Consider the following 16582-nt stretch of genomic DNA (forward strand, 5'->3'; position numbering starts at 1 on the left):
CCCTAGCGGGGCCCGGAAGCACCATCGAGAGGCCAGTTACGGCTCTTTTGAGCGTCCATACGAGCCGTAACTGGCCTCTCGCGCGTCTCATGGTGAGTAATACGGCACAGAACTGTTTCTTAATCTGACCAGCCGTAGGTTAGCCTTACTTAAGTCATATACCGCTGGCTTCAGGAGGTGCCGCCGTGTCCTCACCGGCCGTGGTCCGCACCCCCGTTTCCGGTTCCCGGCCCTCCCTGCGGAACGGCCGCCGGATGTCCCCGGTGCTCCTGCTGGCAGCTTCCCTGACCATCCTGGCCGTGGCCGCTTTCGCCTCCGTCGCCCTGGGTGCACGTCCCCTGTCCCTGGACACCGTCTGGCAGGCGCTCACCAGCGCCGATCCCGCCAACGGAGACCACGCCGTCGTACTGAGCCGGCTCCCGCGCACGGTGTCCGCGCTTCTGATCGGCGCCGCGCTTGGACTGGCCGGAACCGCACTGCAGGGGATGACCCGCAATCCTTTGGCGGACCCGGGCATTATGGGCCTGAACGCCGGTGCCGCGTTTGCCGTCGTCACTGCCATCTACGTTTTCGGCGTCACCTCGTTCACCGGTTACGTGTGGTTCGCCCTCGCGGGCACCGCCCTGGCAGCACTGCTGGTCTACGCCGTCGCCGCCCTGGGCCGGGAAGGTGCAACCCCGGTGAAGCTGGCGCTGGCCGGCGCAGCCCTGACTGCCGGACTGACGAGCCTGCTCTCTGCCGTGCTGGTCTCCAGCCAGCAGACCCTGAACACTTTCCGCTTCTGGCAGGTCGGCACGGTCTCCGGCCGCGGCTGGGACGTCCTGCTTCCCCTTATTCCATTCCTCGCCGTGGGTGCGGCAATCCTGCTCGCCTCCGGACGGGCGCTCAACGGCCTGAGCCTGGGAGACGACGTCGCACGCGGGCTCGGCCAGAACGTCGCCCTTTCCCGCGGAGTCATGGCAGTTGGCGTAGTGCTGCTCTGCGGCGCCGCAACCGCTGCCGCCGGTCCCATCGCGTTCCTCGGCCTGGTGATCCCGCACCTGGTGCGCGGGCTGGCCGGGCCGGACTATCGCTGGATCCTGGTTCTTTCAGCAGTGCTGGCGCCTGTGCTGCTGCTGGTAGCCGACGTCGTTGGCCGCCTCATCCTGCCACCGGGCGAAGTTCCGGTTGGGATCATGACCGCCGTCATTGGCGCACCCGTCTTTATTGCGATCATCCGCCGGCGGAAGCTGGCCGAGCTGTGAGCGCCGCACCCCTTCTGCAGGAGAATCCTTCTGCAGCCGCAACCGTCCGCGAGGTCCGGCGCCGCAGTGGACGCCGACGCCGCGCCGTCCTGGCCGTGCTGGCCGCCGGTGTTGTGGTGCTCTTCTTCGCCGGCGTGCTGCTGGGCAGCTACACCGTGACTTTTCCGGATTTTGTGCGCATCCTGGCGGGGGAGCGGATCCCCGGAGCCTCCTTCATCGTCATGGAGAGCAAACTGCCGCGCGCCGTGACCGCCGTCCTCATCGGCGCGGCCTTCGGAATCTCCGGACACCTGTTCCAAACCATGCTGCGCAACCCGCTGGCCAGCCCGGACATCATCGGCATCAGCTACGGAGCCAGCGCCGCAGCGGTCACCGCCATGGTGGCCTTCGGCGCCACCGGGGCAACCGTCTCGCTCGCCGCCCTCATCGGAGCCTGCGTGATCGCGGTGTCGCTGCACCTGCTCAGCCGCCGCGGCGGAGCCTCGGGCGCCCGGCTGGTCCTGATGGGGATCGGCTTCGCCGCGGTGCTGCAGGCCGTGGTGAATTTCCTGCTTACCCGCACGGACGTCCGTACTGCAGCGGAGTCGCTCGTGTGGCTTACCGGGTCCCTGAACGCAGCGTCCTGGGAACGTGCCGGCATAGTTGCCGCCGCACTCGTGGTGCTGATCCCCGCCGCCGTCCTGCTGGGCCGGCGCCTGCGGGTGCTGGAACTGGGGGACGATTTCGCCGCCGGACTGGGCCTGCCCGTGGAGGGGACACGTGCCGGACTGCTGTTCACCGGCGTAGCACTGGCTGCAGTGGCCACCGCAGCGGCCGGACCCGTGGCCTTCGTGGCTTTCCTGGCCGGCCCCATCTCCCGCCGGCTGATTGGCGGACGCGCCTCGCTGGCTGCGGCCGGCCTCACCGGTGCCCTCATCCTGCTGGCCGCCGACTTCGTTGCCAGCAACCTGCTTCCGGGTGCGCTGCCCGTGGGCGTCGTGACCGGTGCCCTGGGCGCGCCGTTCCTGCTGTGGCTGCTCGTCAGCTCCAACCGTGTAGGCCGAGGAGGCTAAAGCATGCAGAACAAGCTTGAGGCACGGGACCTGGTGCTCTCCTACGCAGACCGGACGGTGGTTGACGGTCTCAGCGTCCAGCTGCCCGCCGGAAAGATCACCGTGATCGTCGGTGCCAATGCCTGCGGAAAGTCCACCCTGCTGCGCGGGCTGGCGCGGCTGCTGAAGCCGGCCTCCGGCGTCGTAGAGCTGAACGGCCGGAACATCAATGCGATGCCCAGCCGTGAAGTCGCCCGCACCCTCGGCCTGCTGCCGCAGACCCCGAACGCGCCGGACGGAATCACTGTCGCGGACCTTGTGGGCCGCGGCCGCTACCCGCACCAGGGCTGGTTCCGGCAATGGAACGCGGAGGACGACGCCGCCGTCGCCGCCGCGCTGGAAGCCACCGGGACGCTGGAACTGGCCGGACGCGACATTGACGAGCTCTCCGGCGGACAGCGCCAGCGGGTCTGGATCGCCATGGCGCTGGCCCAGCAGACGGACATCCTGCTCCTCGACGAGCCCACCACCTTCCTGGACGTCACCCACCAGGTGGAGGTCCTGGACCTGGTCACTGACCTGAACCGGCGGGCGGGCACCACCGTGGTGATCGTCCTGCATGACCTGAACCTGGCCGCTCGCTACGCAGACCACCTCATTGCCATGAAGGACGGCTGCATCGCCGCCCAGGGCGCCCCGGCCGAGGTTGTGACCGAGGAACTGGTCCAGGACGTTTTTGGACTGGAAGCCGCCGTCATCCCCGACCCGGTTTCCGGCACTCCCATGGTGGTCCCGGTAGGACGCCACCATTCCCGCCCTGCCCCGGCCGCCAAGCCCCCTGCCATGGGCTACCTGCCCAACCCGCACGATTCCCGCCGCGAGAACCGCAATCCTATGGAGGCAGCTTCATGACCGCTACCCGCACCACCTCGACGGCAGCCGCTGCTGCCCCGGCACGGCGCCCGGGTGCCAATGCTGCAGTGCTGGCCTTCGACGTCGAGGTCCGGAACGTTGAGCGGCTCAGCGCGAACTTCCAGCGCATCACGTTCGGCGGGGAATGCCTCCGCGAATTCGGGGTGCAGGGCAGCACGGACGACCTGCGGATCAAGGTAGTCATTCCGCCCGAGGCTGCCGACGGCACCCGTGCACCCCTGCCTCCCATCGACTGCGACGACGCCGGGTGGTACCGGAACTGGCTCGCTATGGATGCCCGGACCCGCGGCTCGATGCGCACGTACACCGTCCGCGCCTCCCGCTGCTCCGCGCCCGAACCGGAGATCGACGTCGACTTCGTCCTGCACTTCGACGCCGACGGCGTGGGCGGTCCGGCGTCCACCTGGGCAGCAGCGGCGCAGCCGGGGGACCGTGTTACGGTTATCGGCCCCAACGCAGTGCACTGCGTCACGGCAGAGTCCTACGGCGGCATTGAATGGCGCCCCGGGATGGCCCAGCACGTACTGCTGGCCGGAGATGAGACCGCGGTGCCGGCGATCGCCTCCATCCTGGAAAACCTTCCCGAAGGCTTCACCGGCCACGCACTGCTGGAAGTTCCCGACGCCGGGGACATCCAGGCGCTCACCACTGCTTCCCAGGTGAACATCAGCTGGCTGCCCCGCAACGGGAGGGCGCACGGTGAAGCCTTGGAGGCCGCCGTGCGGGACGCCGTCGCGGTGCCGGGCTATGCCACGGTGGAGCGCGCGGAAACGGCTGCACCTGTTCCGGCCCGCCGGCCGGTACTGGAGGACGTGGATATCGATTCCGTGATCCTCTGGGAAACACCCGCCCGGCTTGCTCCCGAAGTAGTAAAGGGTTCTCCCAGCCCCAACACTCCCGCCGGTGCGCTGCCGTTCTATGCCTGGATTGCAGGTGAAGCGGCAGTAGTCCGAGGGTTGCGCCGTTACCTGGTCCGGGACGCCGGGATCGACCGCAAGCAGGTGGCCTTTATGGGCTACTGGCGGCAGGGACGCGCCGAAGCCAGCTAGGGCTGTCCGGTGCGCTGCACGGTGTGAACCAGCGCGGCTGACTGCGCTGTAGAACCCGCCACGCGCTCCTGTTTAGTTGAACACAAAAGCGCCACTGTCAAGACGGGCTTGGCTAAACTGGAGGAAATCACTTCCACTTTTCCCGTGGCTCTCGCACGCCCTCAAGAGGCAACCGCATTACCGACAGAACTGTTGTCTATCCACAGTGGAGGTTGCGTGACCCCCAAAGTAAACGAGACAGCCCGACACCTGGCAGGCGTTCTCCGCCGGTACGTTACGGAAGCGGCGTCCCGTTACCGCACACCCGGCAAGCACGCCGGTCCTGAAGCCGGCAGCCGGTTTGTCCTCTCCCCCCAGATGCAGGACCTCCTTCGGCGTGCCCGCGCGTACAGCACCCCCGCACGCAAGACGGCGGCACTCGGAACCGGCGCGTCCCTGCTGCTCAGCGGAATGGTATTTGGCGTGGCCGAAGCAGCAACCCTGGATGCGCCCGAAACGGTTTCCGAGCGGCAGCTGGTCAATACCCGGCCGCTTGCCGATGAGCAGCAGGCGGAAGCGGAAGCGCCCGTCGAGGACGGCACCGGCTCCACTGCCCCCGTTGCCGAAGAAACACCTGCCAAGCCTCCCGTCCCGGTGGATGGCATGGTCATCACCTCTCCTTTCGGATGGCGGATCAACCCCATGACCGGGTATGGACAGGAATGGCACACCGGCACCGATTTCCGCGGCGCGCTGGGCGCTGAAGTGCGCTCCGCCCGGGGCGGAACCGTGGTCGAAGCCGGCTGGCACACCAACGGAGGCGGCGGGCTGCGCATCGTCGTCGATCACGGTGACGGGGTCCAGACCACCTACAACCACCTGAATGACATTTGGGTCGAGCCCGGCCAGGCCGTCGGGGAGGGCGAGGTGATTGGGGCCGTGGGCAGCACCGGAAACTCCACCGGACCGCACCTGCACTTTGAAGTCCTTGTCCACGGCGAGTACATCGACCCCATGACCTGGCTCTAGTGCACAAACGCAATCAGCCCCCGCATGGCGGGGGCTGATGCGTTTAACCGTCAGAAGGGACTACGGCTCCGGATTGGTGAGGATCGCCGGATCCTTCTTTCCGTGCGGCATCCTGATCCGCAGGGCGCCCGGATCAACCCGCAGCGAGAGGCGCGTGGCGCTGCCCAGGTGGTCGCCGTCCATTTCGAAATCCTGCGGGGTGTCGGCCCAGATATCGGCGCTGCGGCACTGGAAATACTCCACGGCCGTTCCCCGGCCCTTGCCGCGGCGCAGCAGCCCGGCAACAACCGACAGCCAGCCCAGGCTGCCCTTCGGGGCCATGGTCATGATGTCCAGCAAGCCGTCGTCGATCTTCGCACCGGGGAAAACCTCCAGGCCACCCATGATCTTGCCGCAGTTTCCGCCCATGACGCTGCGCAGCCGTCGGGAGAACGGCTTGCCGCCGTCAATCGAAATCATTGTCTTCACCGGTTTGCCGGGAAGGTTCCGGATGCCTGCGTCCACGTAGGCCAGCCAGCCCACCCTGTCCTTCAGGGCGGTATTCGTGTCCCCCATCATCACGGCGTCGTATCCAAGCCCGGCCATGACCAGGAAGATGTCGCTGTCCACCGCCTCGTCCACCTTTACGTGGACTACATCGATGCGGCGCTCGGTTCCGCGAAGCGCCGTGCGGATGGCAGCCTCAGGGTCGTCCACCGGAACATCCAGGTTCCGGGCCAGCAGGTTGCCGGTGCCCAGCGGCAGCAGCCCCAGCGGAGTGTTCGTCCCGGCCAGCTCCGCAGCCACGCATCGAACGGTGCCGTCGCCGCCGGCGGCGATGACGACGTCGGCTCCCTCTTCCAGGGCCCGGCGTGCCATGCCGTGGCCCGGGTCGTCTGCCTCAGTCTCCAGCCACAGCGGAGCGTCCCAGCCTTCGCCGGCACAGACTTCCTCCACTAGCGCGCGGATGTCCACGGCGGTCTTCTTGGTGGGATTGATGACGACGGCGGCGCGCCGCCCGGCATCGCGTGCGCCTGGTGCGGGCGCGTTCTGCGTCTGGGACTGGCTGGACATGGTGCCCTTCGATCGACGGGAGTGTTCCGGCTCTGAGTCTAGACTGCCGCCCGGCCGACGGGGCGTAGAACGGCTTGTAGGCTGTGGGGGTGACTTTCTCGCAGCGATACGTGGCCCTTGGAGATTCCTTTACCGAAGGTGTGGGGGACTGGGATCCGTCCCGCCCCAACGGCGTCCGCGGCTGGGCTGACCGCGTGGCGGAGCAGCTGGCTTTGGCGGACCCCTCCTGGGGCTATGCCAACCTGGCCATCCGCGGAAAGAAGCTGCGCCAGGTTATCGATGAGCAGATCGAGCCGGCCCTGGAACTCGAGCCCACCCTCGTCAGCATCTATGCCGGCGGCAACGACATCCTGCGCCCCAAGGTGGATATCGACGCCATCGTGGCTGCCTATGATTCCGCGATTGGCCGCCTGCGCGCCTCCGGTGCGGCGGTGCTGGTGTTTACCGGGTTCGACTCGGGCCAGTCACCGATTTTCGGCCGGACTAGGGGCCGAACCGCCCTGTACAACGAGCTGGTGCGGGAATCCGCCGACGCACACGGTGCGATCCTGGTTGACTACTGGCGGCTGAAGGTCCTGCAGGATGAACGCTACTGGGATGTGGACCGGCTGCACATGTCTCCGGCCGGGCACATCCTCACGGCGAAGAAGGTCCTCGAGGTGCTGCGTGCCACCGATGCCCTGGATGTTCCTGAGCTGGATACCCTGCCCGCCCGTGACCGGATCCAGCGGCTGAAGCATGACGCCCGCTGGGCCCGGGAGTACCTCGGACCGTGGGTCAGCCGGCGCCTGCGCGGAGTGTCCTCCGGCGACAACCTGAGTGCCCGTTTTCCTTCTCCGGTGCAGCTCACTCCGCAGGGCTAGGTGCTGCCCGCGGGACGGCGGAAAACGCGCGGCCTAGACCCTAAAAATCATCCACTGTGACGCACTTCACAATTTATTCGAAACCCCGCATGGATAGTGGCAACTACCGGCGCCGCCTCATGTTCGCATAGGGATAAGTACCCTTACGATTCGGGAAAAGCGGCCTTCTTTTCTAAACTTGTGGGTCTGCCGGCTTGGGGCCGGCACAGGGATGCAATTGCCCTACGCAGATGACCTCTAGAGAAAAAGGCCCAAATGCAGCAAGAAGCACCTGATTCGAGCACCGCTCCGCCCGGTTCACTCCCGGGCACCGCGCCGCGCAAACCGAAGCGGAATCCGCTTCGCCGCCGTCGCCTTGAGGTGGAAGACGTAAACGTGGTCGACCACGCCATGATGAAAAAAGCCGTCGGCGGCACCGTAGTCGGCAACACCATGGAATGGTTCGACATTGGCGTCTACGGCTATCTCGCCGTCACCATGGGCGCAGTTTTCCTTTCCGACGCCGACCCGGCCTCCCAGCTGCTGTTCAGCCTGGGCGTGTTCGCGGCAACCTTTGTTGCCCGCCCCCTTGGCGGCGTGATCTTTGGCCGCATTGGCGACCGGATCGGCCGCCAGAAGACGCTGGCCACCACACTGATCCTCATGGCTGCGTCCACCTTCGCGATCGGCCTGCTGCCGGGCTATGCGCAGATCGGCATGGCTGCTCCGGTGCTGCTGGTCGCAATGAAGCTGCTGCAGGGCTTCAGCACCGGCGGGGAATATGCCGGTGCCACCACCTTTGTCTCCGAGTACGCCCCTGACAAGCGCCGCGGATTCCTGGCCAGCATCCTGGACCTCGGCAGCTACATGGGCTTCGCCCTCGGCGCACTGACGGTATCCACTCTCCAGCTGACCCTCAGTGAAGAAACCATGCTCGACTGGGGCTGGCGCATCCCGTTCCTCATTGCCGGACCGCTGGGTGCCATTGCGATTTACTTCCGCCTGAAGATCGAGGAATCCCCGGCCTTCCAGGCAACCCTGGACGCGCAGGAAGAGCAAGCTGCTTCCGCTGCGGGCAAGGAGCTTGATAAGGACGACGTCGCCCAGGGAACCTTCGGAATCTTCCGGACGTACTGGCGGCCAATCGTGCTGGCCATGGTCCTGGTGGCCGCGGCCAACACGGTCGGCTACGCCCTGACCTCTTATATGCCTTCCTACCTGACGGATTCGAAGGGCTACGATCCGCTCCACGGCACACTGCTGACCATTCCCGTACTGGTCATCATGGCGCTGTGCATCCCGCTCACGGGACGGCTCTCGGACCGGATCGGCCGCCGCCCGGTGCTCTGGATGGGTGCCGGCTCCACGATCGTGCTGGCCATCCCCGCGTTTGTGCTCATCGACCAGGGGCCCATCTGGACCACCCTGCTGGGCCTGGGGCTGCTGGCCATACCGGTGACGTTCTACGTCGCGAACCTCGCTTCGGCATTGCCGGCGCTCTTCCCCACGGCCAGCCGTTACGGTGCCATGGGTATTGCCTACAACTTTGCCGTGGCTATCTTCGGCGGCACCGCTCCGCTGATCATGCAGGGCCTGATTACCCTCACCGGCAATGACATGATGCCGGCCTACTACCTGATGGTTACGTCCGCCATCGGCGCCGTCGCCATCGGCATCATGAAGGAATCCGCCAAGCGGCCCATGCCTGGCTCCATGCCCAGCGTGGCCACTGAAGAGGAGGCCCGCGAGCTGGTTGCGACCCAGGACGAGAACCCGTTGCTGGATCTGGACTCCCTGCCGTTCGACTCGGCCGGGGCGGCTGGAGTGGATGACCGCCAGCCGGCCGGCTAGCCCCTGCCCGCCGCCGAAAGGTCAGCTGGGGCCCTTTTCCGTGCTGGTAAGGACCCCAACTGGCCTTTGGGCGGAGGCTTGAAGGCTCAAGTGACGTGAGAGAATTACCCCCATGACCGAACAGCAGTCCGGCCCGTGGCTTACCCCGCAGGAGCGCAGCGCATGGCTGGCGCTCTATGCCGTGGCCACGCGGCTGCCGGGGACCCTCGACGCCGATCTCTTCCGCCGGGCGCGGATCACTCTCTTCGATTACCACGTACTGGCCATGACATCGGAGGCCGAGGGCCAGCAGCTGGCCATGAGCGAACTTGCCTCACGCTCCAACGCTTCCCTCTCCCGCCTCTCGCACGTAGTGAAGAAACTCGAGGCGCGCGGCTGGATGCGCCGCTTCCCTTCCCCGGCAGACGCCCGGGTGACGACGGCGGCACTCACGGAAGAGGGCATGGCAGCGCTGGTCGAACTCGCTCCCGGGCACGTTCAAACAGTCCGCGAAGCGGTCTTCGACGCCTTGGATGACCAGGACGTGGCAGACCTGACCCGGATTGGCACGAAAATCCTGACCCTGCTCGATCCGGCCTCGGACCGTCCGGGCGCCCCGACCAAAGGAACCTGAATGCGCCAGCCGCGGATACTGACCATCATCCTTGCCGGAGGTTCCGGCGGAAGGCTCGGGAGCCTCACGGATACCCGCGCCAAGCCGGCCATGCCGGTGGGCGGTTCCTACAGGCTGATCGATATCCCGCTTTCGAACCTGCACAACTCCGGTCTCAGCGATGTGTGGATCGTTGAGCAGTACGAGCCGAAGTCCCTGAACGACCACCTGGTCAGCGGGCGTCCCTGGGACCTGGACCGCACCAACGGCGGGCTGCGGGTGCTGCCGCCGTACCAGGGGTCGGAGGGGGAAGGATTCGCCGAGGGCAATGCAGATGCCCTGTACCGCCAGGTCGACTACATCCGCGAATATGATCCGGACCTGGTCCTAGTGCTCAGCGCGGACCACCTGTACAGGCTCGATTACCGCGATGTCATCGCGGCGCACACCTCCGCCGGGGCGGCGCTGACCGTGGTGAGCTACCGGATTAACAACGAGCCGTCCGAACACGGTGTCCTGGAAGTGGAGAACGGCACGGTCACCGGATTCGAGTACAAGCCGGAAAAGCCCAAGTCGGACCTGATCGCTGCGGAGATCTTCCTCTACGACGCCGAGGTGCTGCTGCGCAGCCTGGAAGAACTCATGGAACGCGACGGCAAGCTGGAAGACTACGGCGACCAGCTCCTGCCCTACCTGGTGGAGCGGGAAAAGGTCATCGAACACCGGTTGGACGGGTACTGGCGGGACATGGGAACCCCGGACAGCTACCACCAGGCGCATATGGACCTGCTTGACGGACACGGCCTGGTCTTTGATGACCCGGCGTGGCCGATCCTCTCCGCCACTCCGCGCCGCCTCCCCGCCTTCGTGGGTGCCTCGGCACAGGTGGAAACCAGCCTCCTTGCTCCCGGTTCGCGGGTGGACGGCCAGGTCACCCGCAGCGTAGTGGGACCGGACTGCCACATTGAACCCGGTGCCGAGGTCCACGGCTGTGTGCTGCTGGACGGCGTGCGCGTCATCACCGGTGCCCGGCTGCGGAACATGGTGGTGGATTCGGGTGCAGTGGTGGGAGGCGCAACCGACCTGGACGGCGCCAAAGAGGACCCGGAAACCGGGATCGCCGTCGTGACCGCCGCCGGAGCGCTGGAGAAGCCCTCCGCTGATTAGCCGGTTTGGATCAGGGCCCTGCACCGTTTAGGATAGGAAGGCGTTAAGTCGCGCCCATGATCTGGTTTGGCCCCGCAAGGGTACGGACCAGGGCATTTGCGTGGCCGCCCGTATAAACCTAGAATTGAAGGCTGTCGCAGCGGATTGCTGCTGTGGCTGCCCGAACTTCACCGTCTTCCCCGCGGCGAGGCACTTCGGCTGGATCTCACCCCGCCAGGTCAACCTCCGGAAAGTCGCAGTAATAACGGTGTCAAAACTGGTGGCGGGACGCTCTTTATTGCAGGTGCCATGGCGGCATCGCCTGGTGCTTGTTTTTTGAGGACCGTCATATTTACTACAACTGGAGGAGAGATCATGGCAGCTTACTGCCAGGTAACCGGAGCTGTTCCCGGCTTTGGTCACAGCATTTCGCACTCGCACCGCCGCAACAAGCGTCGGTTCGACCCGAATATTCAGAAGAAGCGCTACTGGGTTCCGTCCCTGCGCCGCAACGTGACGCTGCAGGTTTCTGCACGCGGCATCAAGACGATCGACGTCCGCGGCATTGACGCAGTCGTCACCGAACTCCTCGCGAAGGGTGTGAAGCTCTAGTGGCTAAGGATAAGGACGTTCGTCCGATCATCAAGCTGAAGTCGACCGCCGGCACCGGGTACACCTACGTGACCCGCAAGAACCGTCGTAACGACCCGGACCGCATGGTTCTGAAGAAGTACGACCCCAAGATCCGCCAGCACGTCGAATTCCGTGAGGAGCGCTAAGAATGGCAAAGAAGTCCAAGATTGCCCGCAACGAGCAGCGCAAGGTTGTTGTTGAGCGCTACGCTGCCAAGCGCCTCGAACTGAAGAAGACCCTGGTCGACCCGAACGCGACTGACGAAGCACGCGAAGCAGCACGCCTCGGCCTGCAGAAGCTTCCCCGCAACGCTTCTCCGGTCCGCCTGCGCAACCGCGACCAGATCGACGGCCGCCCCCGGGGTACCCTCCAGAAGTTCGGTATCTCCCGCGTGCGTTTCCGCGATATGGCTCACGCCGGCGAACTGCCCGGCATCAAGAAGTCCAGCTGGTAAGCTCCGCTTTCCACGCCTGAAAAGGGCGGCAACCCCTCCGGTTGCCGCCCTTTTTGCATACCCGCGAGTTCTCCGCATCCAAAACAGCACGGATTTTGCCCAAAAACCCGAAAAATCCGCGAAAACCCGCGGTTTTCAGCGTGATTTAGGCTTCTAAGCTGGTAAGTTTTCGAACAGAGGCGGTTACGCATCCGTGAACCGCTCGCGCTAAACACCAGAGTCCAGGAGGACATAAATTGGCTATGAACCGCAGTGAACTTGTTGCCGCTGTCGCAGAGAAGTCCGGCAACAGCCAGACCGCCGTTAACGGCGTGCTCGATGCTGTCTTCGACATCTTCGCCACTTCCGTTGCCAACGGCGAGAAGATCACCATCCCGGGCTGGCTTGCTGTTGAGCGCACCGACCGTGCAGCTCGCCAGGGCCGCAACCCGCAGACCGGCGAAACCATTCAGATCCCGGCCGGCCACAGCGTCAAGCTGACCGCAGGCTCCAAGCTGAAGGCTGCTGTCGCCAAGAAGTAGTATTTTCGCTTTCCCGAAGGGCCGGTACCGGATGGTGCCGGCCCTTCGTGTCCCCGGGCCCGGCGGGCGGTTTGCTCCCTCCCGCCCTGGTCCAAAGAGCGGCCGTGATTGGCCCAATTTTTACAAGGGGTAGAGAATGGATACCGTGCCAAACTCTGCCAAGACCCAGAACACCCTGCCGGGCCGTCCTGCCGGACAGGCGTCCGAACCCGGACACCCCGCACGCAACGGCTGGCTGGCTGCCGGTGCCGGTGTCATGGTCCTTGCCCTGAGCGTTGCGCTGCTCTTCACCGGCGCGGCCGCAGCATCGCAGCTCTCGGATCCCGGAGCGCTGACCCGCTGGGGGCTGCCCATCGCAAAGGCGGTGCAGAACGGTGCCGTCGCGGCAGTTATTGGCGCCCTGGTATTCGCCGTCTTCATTCTTCCCAAGCACGCCGGCCCCAGGCTCGGCAGGGGCGAAGCAGAGACGCGCCCCGAGCATCCTGCCTTCACGCAGGCCATGTACCTTGCCTCCGGCGCCGCGGCTCTGTGGACCCTGTCCGCGATCGCGGTCATGCTCTTCACCTACTCGGATGTCTCCGGCCTCCCGCTGAGCCCGGACCCCTCCTACACCGACGGACTTGCATCCTTCCTCACAGATTTTGCGACCGGGCGCGCGTGGCTGGCAGTCAGCATCATTGCCGCCGTCGTGACTACCCTGACGTTCGGCGTCCGTTCCCTGACAGGCCTGGCCCTCACGCTTGTGCTGGCGGCCGGTGGCCTGCTGCCCATGGCCCTGGTTGGCCACGCCGCCGGCGGAGATGACCACAGCGCTGCGGTGAACTCGATCGGCCTGCACCTGATCGGTGTGTGCGTATGGATCGGCGGGATCATCGTCCTCGCCGTCATCGCCAAGCAGCTTGGCGACATCACCGGGGTGGTCCTCCGCCGCTTCTCGGCACTGGCAGGCTTCGGCTTCGTGCTGGTCTCCGCCTCCGGCCTGGTCAACGCCTCGCTCCGGATCACGTCCCTGGCGCAGCTCGATTCGCCCTGGGGCGCCCTGGTCCTGTTCAAGGTTGCTGCCACGCTGGTACTGGGCATCCTCGGCTTCCTGCACCGGCGCTGGATCATTCCGCAGCTGCCGGCCCAGGCTGCCGGGTCCACCAAGGGTACGTCCGCGGAGACTCCGCGCTCGATGAGTGCCCGCCGGGTGCTGTGGCAACTGATCGGCGTCGAACTGCTCATCATGGGCGCCATCTCCGGCGTCGCGGCAGCCCTGGCCCGCACGGCCCCGCCGCGGCCGGAGGAACTGCCGCCGAACGCCTCGCCGGCCCGTATCCTCACAGGCTACGATCTGCCGCCGGAACTTACCGCAGAACGCTTCCTCACCGAGTGGCGCTTCGACTGGCTGTGGGTCGCGATCGTCGTGACCATTGGCGCGGCCTACGTGCTGGGTGTCATCAAGGTCCGCCGCCGGGGAGACAAATGGTCCCTGGTACGGACGCTGTGCTGGTTCGTGGGCCTGATCGCACTCACCTACGTCACCTCCGGCGCGCCCGCCGTATACGGCATGGTGCTCTTCAGCACGCACATGCTCGCACACATGGCGCTGACCATGGTGGTGCCGCTGTTCCTGGTCCTCGGGGCTCCCGTTACCCTGGCACTGAAGGCGCTGACCCCGCGCCGGGACGGCAGCCGCGGCCTGCGCGAATGGATCCTGATCGCGGTGCATTCGCGGTACTCGAAGATCATCACGAACCCGATCTTCGCCGCAGTGAACTTCGCCGGCTCCATCGTGATCTTCTACTACTCGGACCTCTTTGGCTTCGCGCTGCGCGAGCACGTGGGCCATGAACTGATGGTGCTGCACTTCCTGCTCACCGGCTACATCTTCATCCTCACCATGATCGGGATCGACCCGCTTCCCAGCCGGGCACCCTACCCGCTGCGACTCGTCATCCTGCTGGCCACCATGGCGTTCCACGCGTTCTTCGGCGTGGCCGTGATGGGCCAGACCTCACTGATCCAGGCGTCCTACTTCGGCAACATGGGCCGCGACTGGGGCGTGAGCGCCCTGGAAGACCAGCAGCTTGGCGGAGCGATCATGTGGGGAATCGGCGAAGTTCCCACGGTTCTGGTGGCGATCGGCGTCGCTCTCCAGTGGTCCCGGACGGATGCACGTGAAACAAAACGCAAAGACCGTGCGGCCGAACGGAATAACGATGCTGAACTTACGGCTTACAACAATATGTTCGCCCAGCTGGCCGAACGTGATGCAAGGACAGACCAAGGAGAACGCAGATGACTGAAACGGTGCGCGCCGGATACCGCGTCCGGGCCTCCGAGCTGGAAGGCCGCAACTGGCTCAACACGGGCGGGAAGCAGCTGGGGCTGGAAGACCTCCGCGGCAAGATCGTCCTGCTGGACTTCTGGACCTTCTGCTGCATCAACTGCCTCCATGTCCTCGATGAGCTGCGGCCGCTGGAAGAGAAGTACTCCGACGTCCTGGTGACAGTGGGCGTCCACTCGCCCAAGTTCGAGCACGAGGCCGATCCGGTGGCGCTGGCCGCCGCCGTCGAACGCTACGAAATCCACCACCCGGTCCTCGATGACCCGGAGCTGGTCACCTGGCAGGCCTACACGGCCCGTGCCTGGCCCACCCTGGTGGTCATCGACCCCGAGGGCTACATCGTGGCCCACCTCTCCGGTGAAGGCCACGCCGCCGGACTTGAATCACTCGTAGCGGAGCTCGTTGCAGAGCACGAGGCCAAGGGCACCCTGCACCGCGGCGACGGCCCCTACGTTCCCGCTGAAGCCACCTCCGGTGACCTGCGGTTCCCGGGCAAGGCGGTCGCGCTGCCTGAGGGAACCTTCCTGGTCGCGGACACCGGCCACCACCGGCTGGTGGAACTTGAAGCGGACCTGGCCACCGTGCGCCGCGTCATCGGTGAAGGAACCAAGGGCTGGCGCGACGGCGATGCCGGTACGGCCCGGTTCAACGAACCGCAGGGCCTGACCGTGCTCCCAGCGGCCGTGGCCGAGACCCTCGACTACGACGTGCTTGTTGCCGACACCGTCAACCACCGCCTGCGCGGCGTGAACCTGGCAACGGGAGCCGTCACCACCGTGGCCGGTAACGGCGTTCAGCGGCTGCTTGACGCTGAGAACCAGTCCGCACCGGCGTCCACTGACCTTGGAACCGACCCGCTGGGAACGTCCCTGTCCTCCCCGTGGGACGTGCTGTGGTCCACGGCGCTGGGCCAGGCCGTGGTGGCCATGGCCGGCACCCACCAGATCTTTGCCTTCGACCCCGCCACCGGCGCGCTGTCCATCCTGGCCGGCACCGGCCTGGAGGGACTGCTCGACGGCGACGGTGACGCCGTGTGGTTCGCCCAGTCATCCGGGCTGGCCCAGGACGCTGAAGGCAGCATCTGGGTCGCCGACTCCGAGACGTCCGCGCTCCGCCGGCTCCGCTTCGACACCTCCGCCGCAGGCAAGCCCGCCGTCACGGTGGACACCGCCGTCGGCGCAGGCCTGTTCGACTTCGGCTACCGCGACGGCGACGCTTCCGAGGCGCGCCTCCAGCACCCGCTGGGAGTCGCTGTCCTTCCGGACGGCTCCGTGGCGATCGCCGATACCTACAATGGAGCAGTGCGCCGCTACGACCCGGCGACGCAGACCGTCTCCACCCTCTCCCGCGGCCTCGCAGAGCCTTCGGGGGTCCTGGTGGACTCGACCGCCGGCGAGCCGCTCCTGGTGGTCGTGGAGGCCAACAAGCACCAGCTGGTCCGGTTGCCGATCCCCAAGGAAGCGCAGTCCGTGGACGAAGGGGCCCGGCAGACCCAGCGGCCCAAGACGGCTATTGAGCCGGGAGCCCTGGGACTGACCGTGCGGTTCGCTGCTCCCAAGGGACAGAAGCTCGACGACCGCTGGGGAGATCCCACCCAGCTGAAGATCTCCTCCTCCCCGGAGGAACTGCTCGTCTCCGGCGGGGGAACCGCCGTCGGGCTGGTCCGTGAACTGGTCCTGTCCGATACCGTTCCCGAGGGTGTCCTGCACATCACCGCCCGCGCTGCGGCCTGCGACGGCGAGCCCGGGGGAGAGATTCCGGACCATGCAGCCTGCCACCTCTACCAGCAGGACTGGGGGATTCCGGTCCTGATGCAGGCCGGCGGCGAAACGGAGCTGACCCTGGACCTCCGCGGCCTCGACTAGGCACCATCGAGATTACAGAAACTGCCCGTAT

16 protein-coding genes are annotated in these 16582 nt (G+C 66.1%); 15 read left to right on the top strand and 1 reads right to left on the bottom strand.

Going from position 1 to position 16582, the window contains the following annotated elements; translation table 11 throughout:
* Positions 1 to 254 precede the first annotated feature (254 nt).
* The 5 genes from ABFX29_RS06500 to ABFX29_RS06520 all read left to right on the top strand — a co-directional run bounded on the left by ABFX29_RS06500 (position 255) and on the right by ABFX29_RS06520 (position 5265).
* Positions 255 to 1244, top strand: a complete 990-nt coding sequence (locus ABFX29_RS06500; RefSeq protein ID WP_152227239.1) for a FecCD family ABC transporter permease — start codon at positions 255 to 257, stop codon at positions 1242 to 1244.
* 89 nt (positions 1245 to 1333) lie between these two features.
* Positions 1334 to 2296, top strand: a complete 963-nt coding sequence (locus ABFX29_RS06505) for a FecCD family ABC transporter permease (protein WP_246167355.1) — start codon at positions 1334 to 1336, stop codon at positions 2294 to 2296.
* 3 nt (positions 2297 to 2299) lie between these two features.
* Positions 2300 to 3187, top strand: coding sequence for an ABC transporter ATP-binding protein (locus ABFX29_RS06510; protein WP_152225913.1), 888 nt, complete (start codon positions 2300 to 2302; stop codon positions 3185 to 3187).
* Positions 3184 to 4257 carry a siderophore-interacting protein gene (locus ABFX29_RS06515; RefSeq protein ID WP_152225915.1) on the top strand — a complete coding sequence of 358 codons (1074 nt, stop codon included), beginning with the start codon at positions 3184 to 3186 and terminating at the stop codon, positions 4255 to 4257. The genes ABFX29_RS06510 and ABFX29_RS06515 overlap by 4 nt, the downstream gene beginning before the upstream one ends.
* Positions 4258 to 4473: 216 nt before the next feature.
* Positions 4474 to 5265, top strand: coding sequence for a M23 family metallopeptidase (locus ABFX29_RS06520; RefSeq protein WP_246167241.1), 792 nt, complete (start codon positions 4474 to 4476; stop codon positions 5263 to 5265).
* Positions 5266 to 5325: 60 nt separating this feature from the next.
* Here the strand turns inward: ABFX29_RS06520 and ABFX29_RS06525 are convergent, their stop codons facing one another.
* Positions 5326 to 6318: a diacylglycerol/lipid kinase family protein gene (locus ABFX29_RS06525; protein WP_152225917.1), complete on the bottom strand. Its 993-nt coding sequence runs from the start codon at positions 6316 to 6318 to the stop codon at positions 5326 to 5328.
* Positions 6319 to 6407: 89 nt separating this feature from the next.
* Between ABFX29_RS06525 and ABFX29_RS06530 the strand changes: the two genes are divergently transcribed.
* The 10 genes from ABFX29_RS06530 (at position 6408) to ABFX29_RS06575 (ending at position 16551) form a co-directional block, all read left to right on the top strand.
* Positions 6408 to 7181, top strand: coding sequence for an SGNH/GDSL hydrolase family protein (locus ABFX29_RS06530; protein WP_152225920.1), 774 nt, complete (start codon positions 6408 to 6410; stop codon positions 7179 to 7181).
* A gap of 255 nt (positions 7182 to 7436) precedes the next feature.
* On the top strand, positions 7437 to 9011 hold the full coding sequence (locus tag ABFX29_RS06535; RefSeq protein WP_152225922.1) for an MFS transporter: 1575 nt from the start codon (positions 7437 to 7439) through the stop codon (positions 9009 to 9011).
* 112 nt (positions 9012 to 9123) lie between these two features.
* Complete coding sequence (locus ABFX29_RS06540; protein ID WP_152225924.1) at positions 9124 to 9624, top strand: MarR family winged helix-turn-helix transcriptional regulator; 501 nt, start codon at positions 9124 to 9126, stop codon at positions 9622 to 9624.
* Positions 9625 to 10770: a glucose-1-phosphate adenylyltransferase family protein gene (locus ABFX29_RS06545; RefSeq protein WP_152225926.1), complete on the top strand. Its 1146-nt coding sequence runs from the start codon at positions 9625 to 9627 to the stop codon at positions 10768 to 10770. It begins immediately after the preceding gene.
* 354 nt (positions 10771 to 11124) lie between these two features.
* Positions 11125 to 11361, top strand: coding sequence for a 50S ribosomal protein L28 (rpmB, locus tag ABFX29_RS06550; protein ID WP_055239037.1), 237 nt, complete (start codon positions 11125 to 11127; stop codon positions 11359 to 11361).
* Positions 11361 to 11528 carry a 50S ribosomal protein L33 gene (gene rpmG / locus ABFX29_RS06555; RefSeq protein ID WP_013602737.1) on the top strand — a complete coding sequence of 56 codons (168 nt, stop codon included), beginning with the start codon at positions 11361 to 11363 and terminating at the stop codon, positions 11526 to 11528. Before rpmB ends, rpmG begins: the two co-directional genes overlap by 1 nt.
* 2 nt (positions 11529 to 11530) lie before the next feature.
* Positions 11531 to 11836 (top strand): 30S ribosomal protein S14, encoded by a 306-nt coding sequence (gene rpsN, locus ABFX29_RS06560; protein ID WP_055239038.1) that lies wholly within the window; start codon positions 11531 to 11533, stop codon positions 11834 to 11836.
* Between the two features lie 236 nt (positions 11837 to 12072).
* Positions 12073 to 12357, top strand: a complete 285-nt coding sequence (locus ABFX29_RS06565; RefSeq protein WP_055239039.1) for an HU family DNA-binding protein — start codon at positions 12073 to 12075, stop codon at positions 12355 to 12357.
* A gap of 136 nt (positions 12358 to 12493) precedes the next feature.
* Entirely contained in the window at positions 12494 to 14641 is a 2148-nt protein-coding gene (locus ABFX29_RS06570; protein ID WP_152225928.1) for a bifunctional copper resistance protein CopD/cytochrome c oxidase assembly protein, read from the top strand.
* A complete protein-coding gene (locus tag ABFX29_RS06575) occupies positions 14638 to 16551 on the top strand; it encodes an NHL domain-containing thioredoxin family protein (RefSeq protein ID WP_152225930.1) in 1914 nt (637 codons plus the stop codon). Before ABFX29_RS06570 ends, ABFX29_RS06575 begins: the two co-directional genes overlap by 4 nt.
* Positions 16552 to 16582: the final 31 nt, after the last annotated feature.

It is taken from the genome of Arthrobacter gandavensis (assembly GCF_039528575.1).
In the GTDB taxonomy this organism is placed as follows: domain Bacteria; phylum Actinomycetota; class Actinomycetes; order Actinomycetales; family Micrococcaceae; genus Arthrobacter_B; species Arthrobacter_B citreus_B.

What these genes read in the sequence shown, in the direction of transcription:
- ABFX29_RS06500 (WP_152227239.1), top strand. Translation starts at nt 255, where the DNA reads ATGTCCCCGGTGCTCCTGCTGGCAGCTTCCCTGACCATCCTGGCCGTG.
- ABFX29_RS06510 (WP_152225913.1), top strand. Translation starts at nt 2,300, where the DNA reads ATGCAGAACAAGCTTGAGGCACGGGACCTGGTGCTCTCCTACGCAGAC.
- ABFX29_RS06515 (WP_152225915.1), top strand. Translation starts at nt 3,184, where the DNA reads ATGACCGCTACCCGCACCACCTCGACGGCAGCCGCTGCTGCCCCGGCA.
- ABFX29_RS06525 (WP_152225917.1), bottom strand. Translation starts at nt 6,318, where the DNA reads ATGTCCAGCCAGTCCCAGACGCAGAACGCGCCCGCACCAGGCGCACGC.
- ABFX29_RS06535 (WP_152225922.1), top strand. Translation starts at nt 7,437, where the DNA reads ATGCAGCAAGAAGCACCTGATTCGAGCACCGCTCCGCCCGGTTCACTC.
- ABFX29_RS06540 (WP_152225924.1), top strand. Translation starts at nt 9,124, where the DNA reads ATGACCGAACAGCAGTCCGGCCCGTGGCTTACCCCGCAGGAGCGCAGC.
- ABFX29_RS06545 (WP_152225926.1), top strand. Translation starts at nt 9,625, where the DNA reads ATGCGCCAGCCGCGGATACTGACCATCATCCTTGCCGGAGGTTCCGGC.
- rpmB (WP_055239037.1), top strand. Translation starts at nt 11,125, where the DNA reads ATGGCAGCTTACTGCCAGGTAACCGGAGCTGTTCCCGGCTTTGGTCAC.
- rpsN (WP_055239038.1), top strand. Translation starts at nt 11,531, where the DNA reads ATGGCAAAGAAGTCCAAGATTGCCCGCAACGAGCAGCGCAAGGTTGTT.
- ABFX29_RS06570 (WP_152225928.1), top strand. Translation starts at nt 12,494, where the DNA reads ATGGATACCGTGCCAAACTCTGCCAAGACCCAGAACACCCTGCCGGGC.
- ABFX29_RS06575 (WP_152225930.1), top strand. Translation starts at nt 14,638, where the DNA reads ATGACTGAAACGGTGCGCGCCGGATACCGCGTCCGGGCCTCCGAGCTG.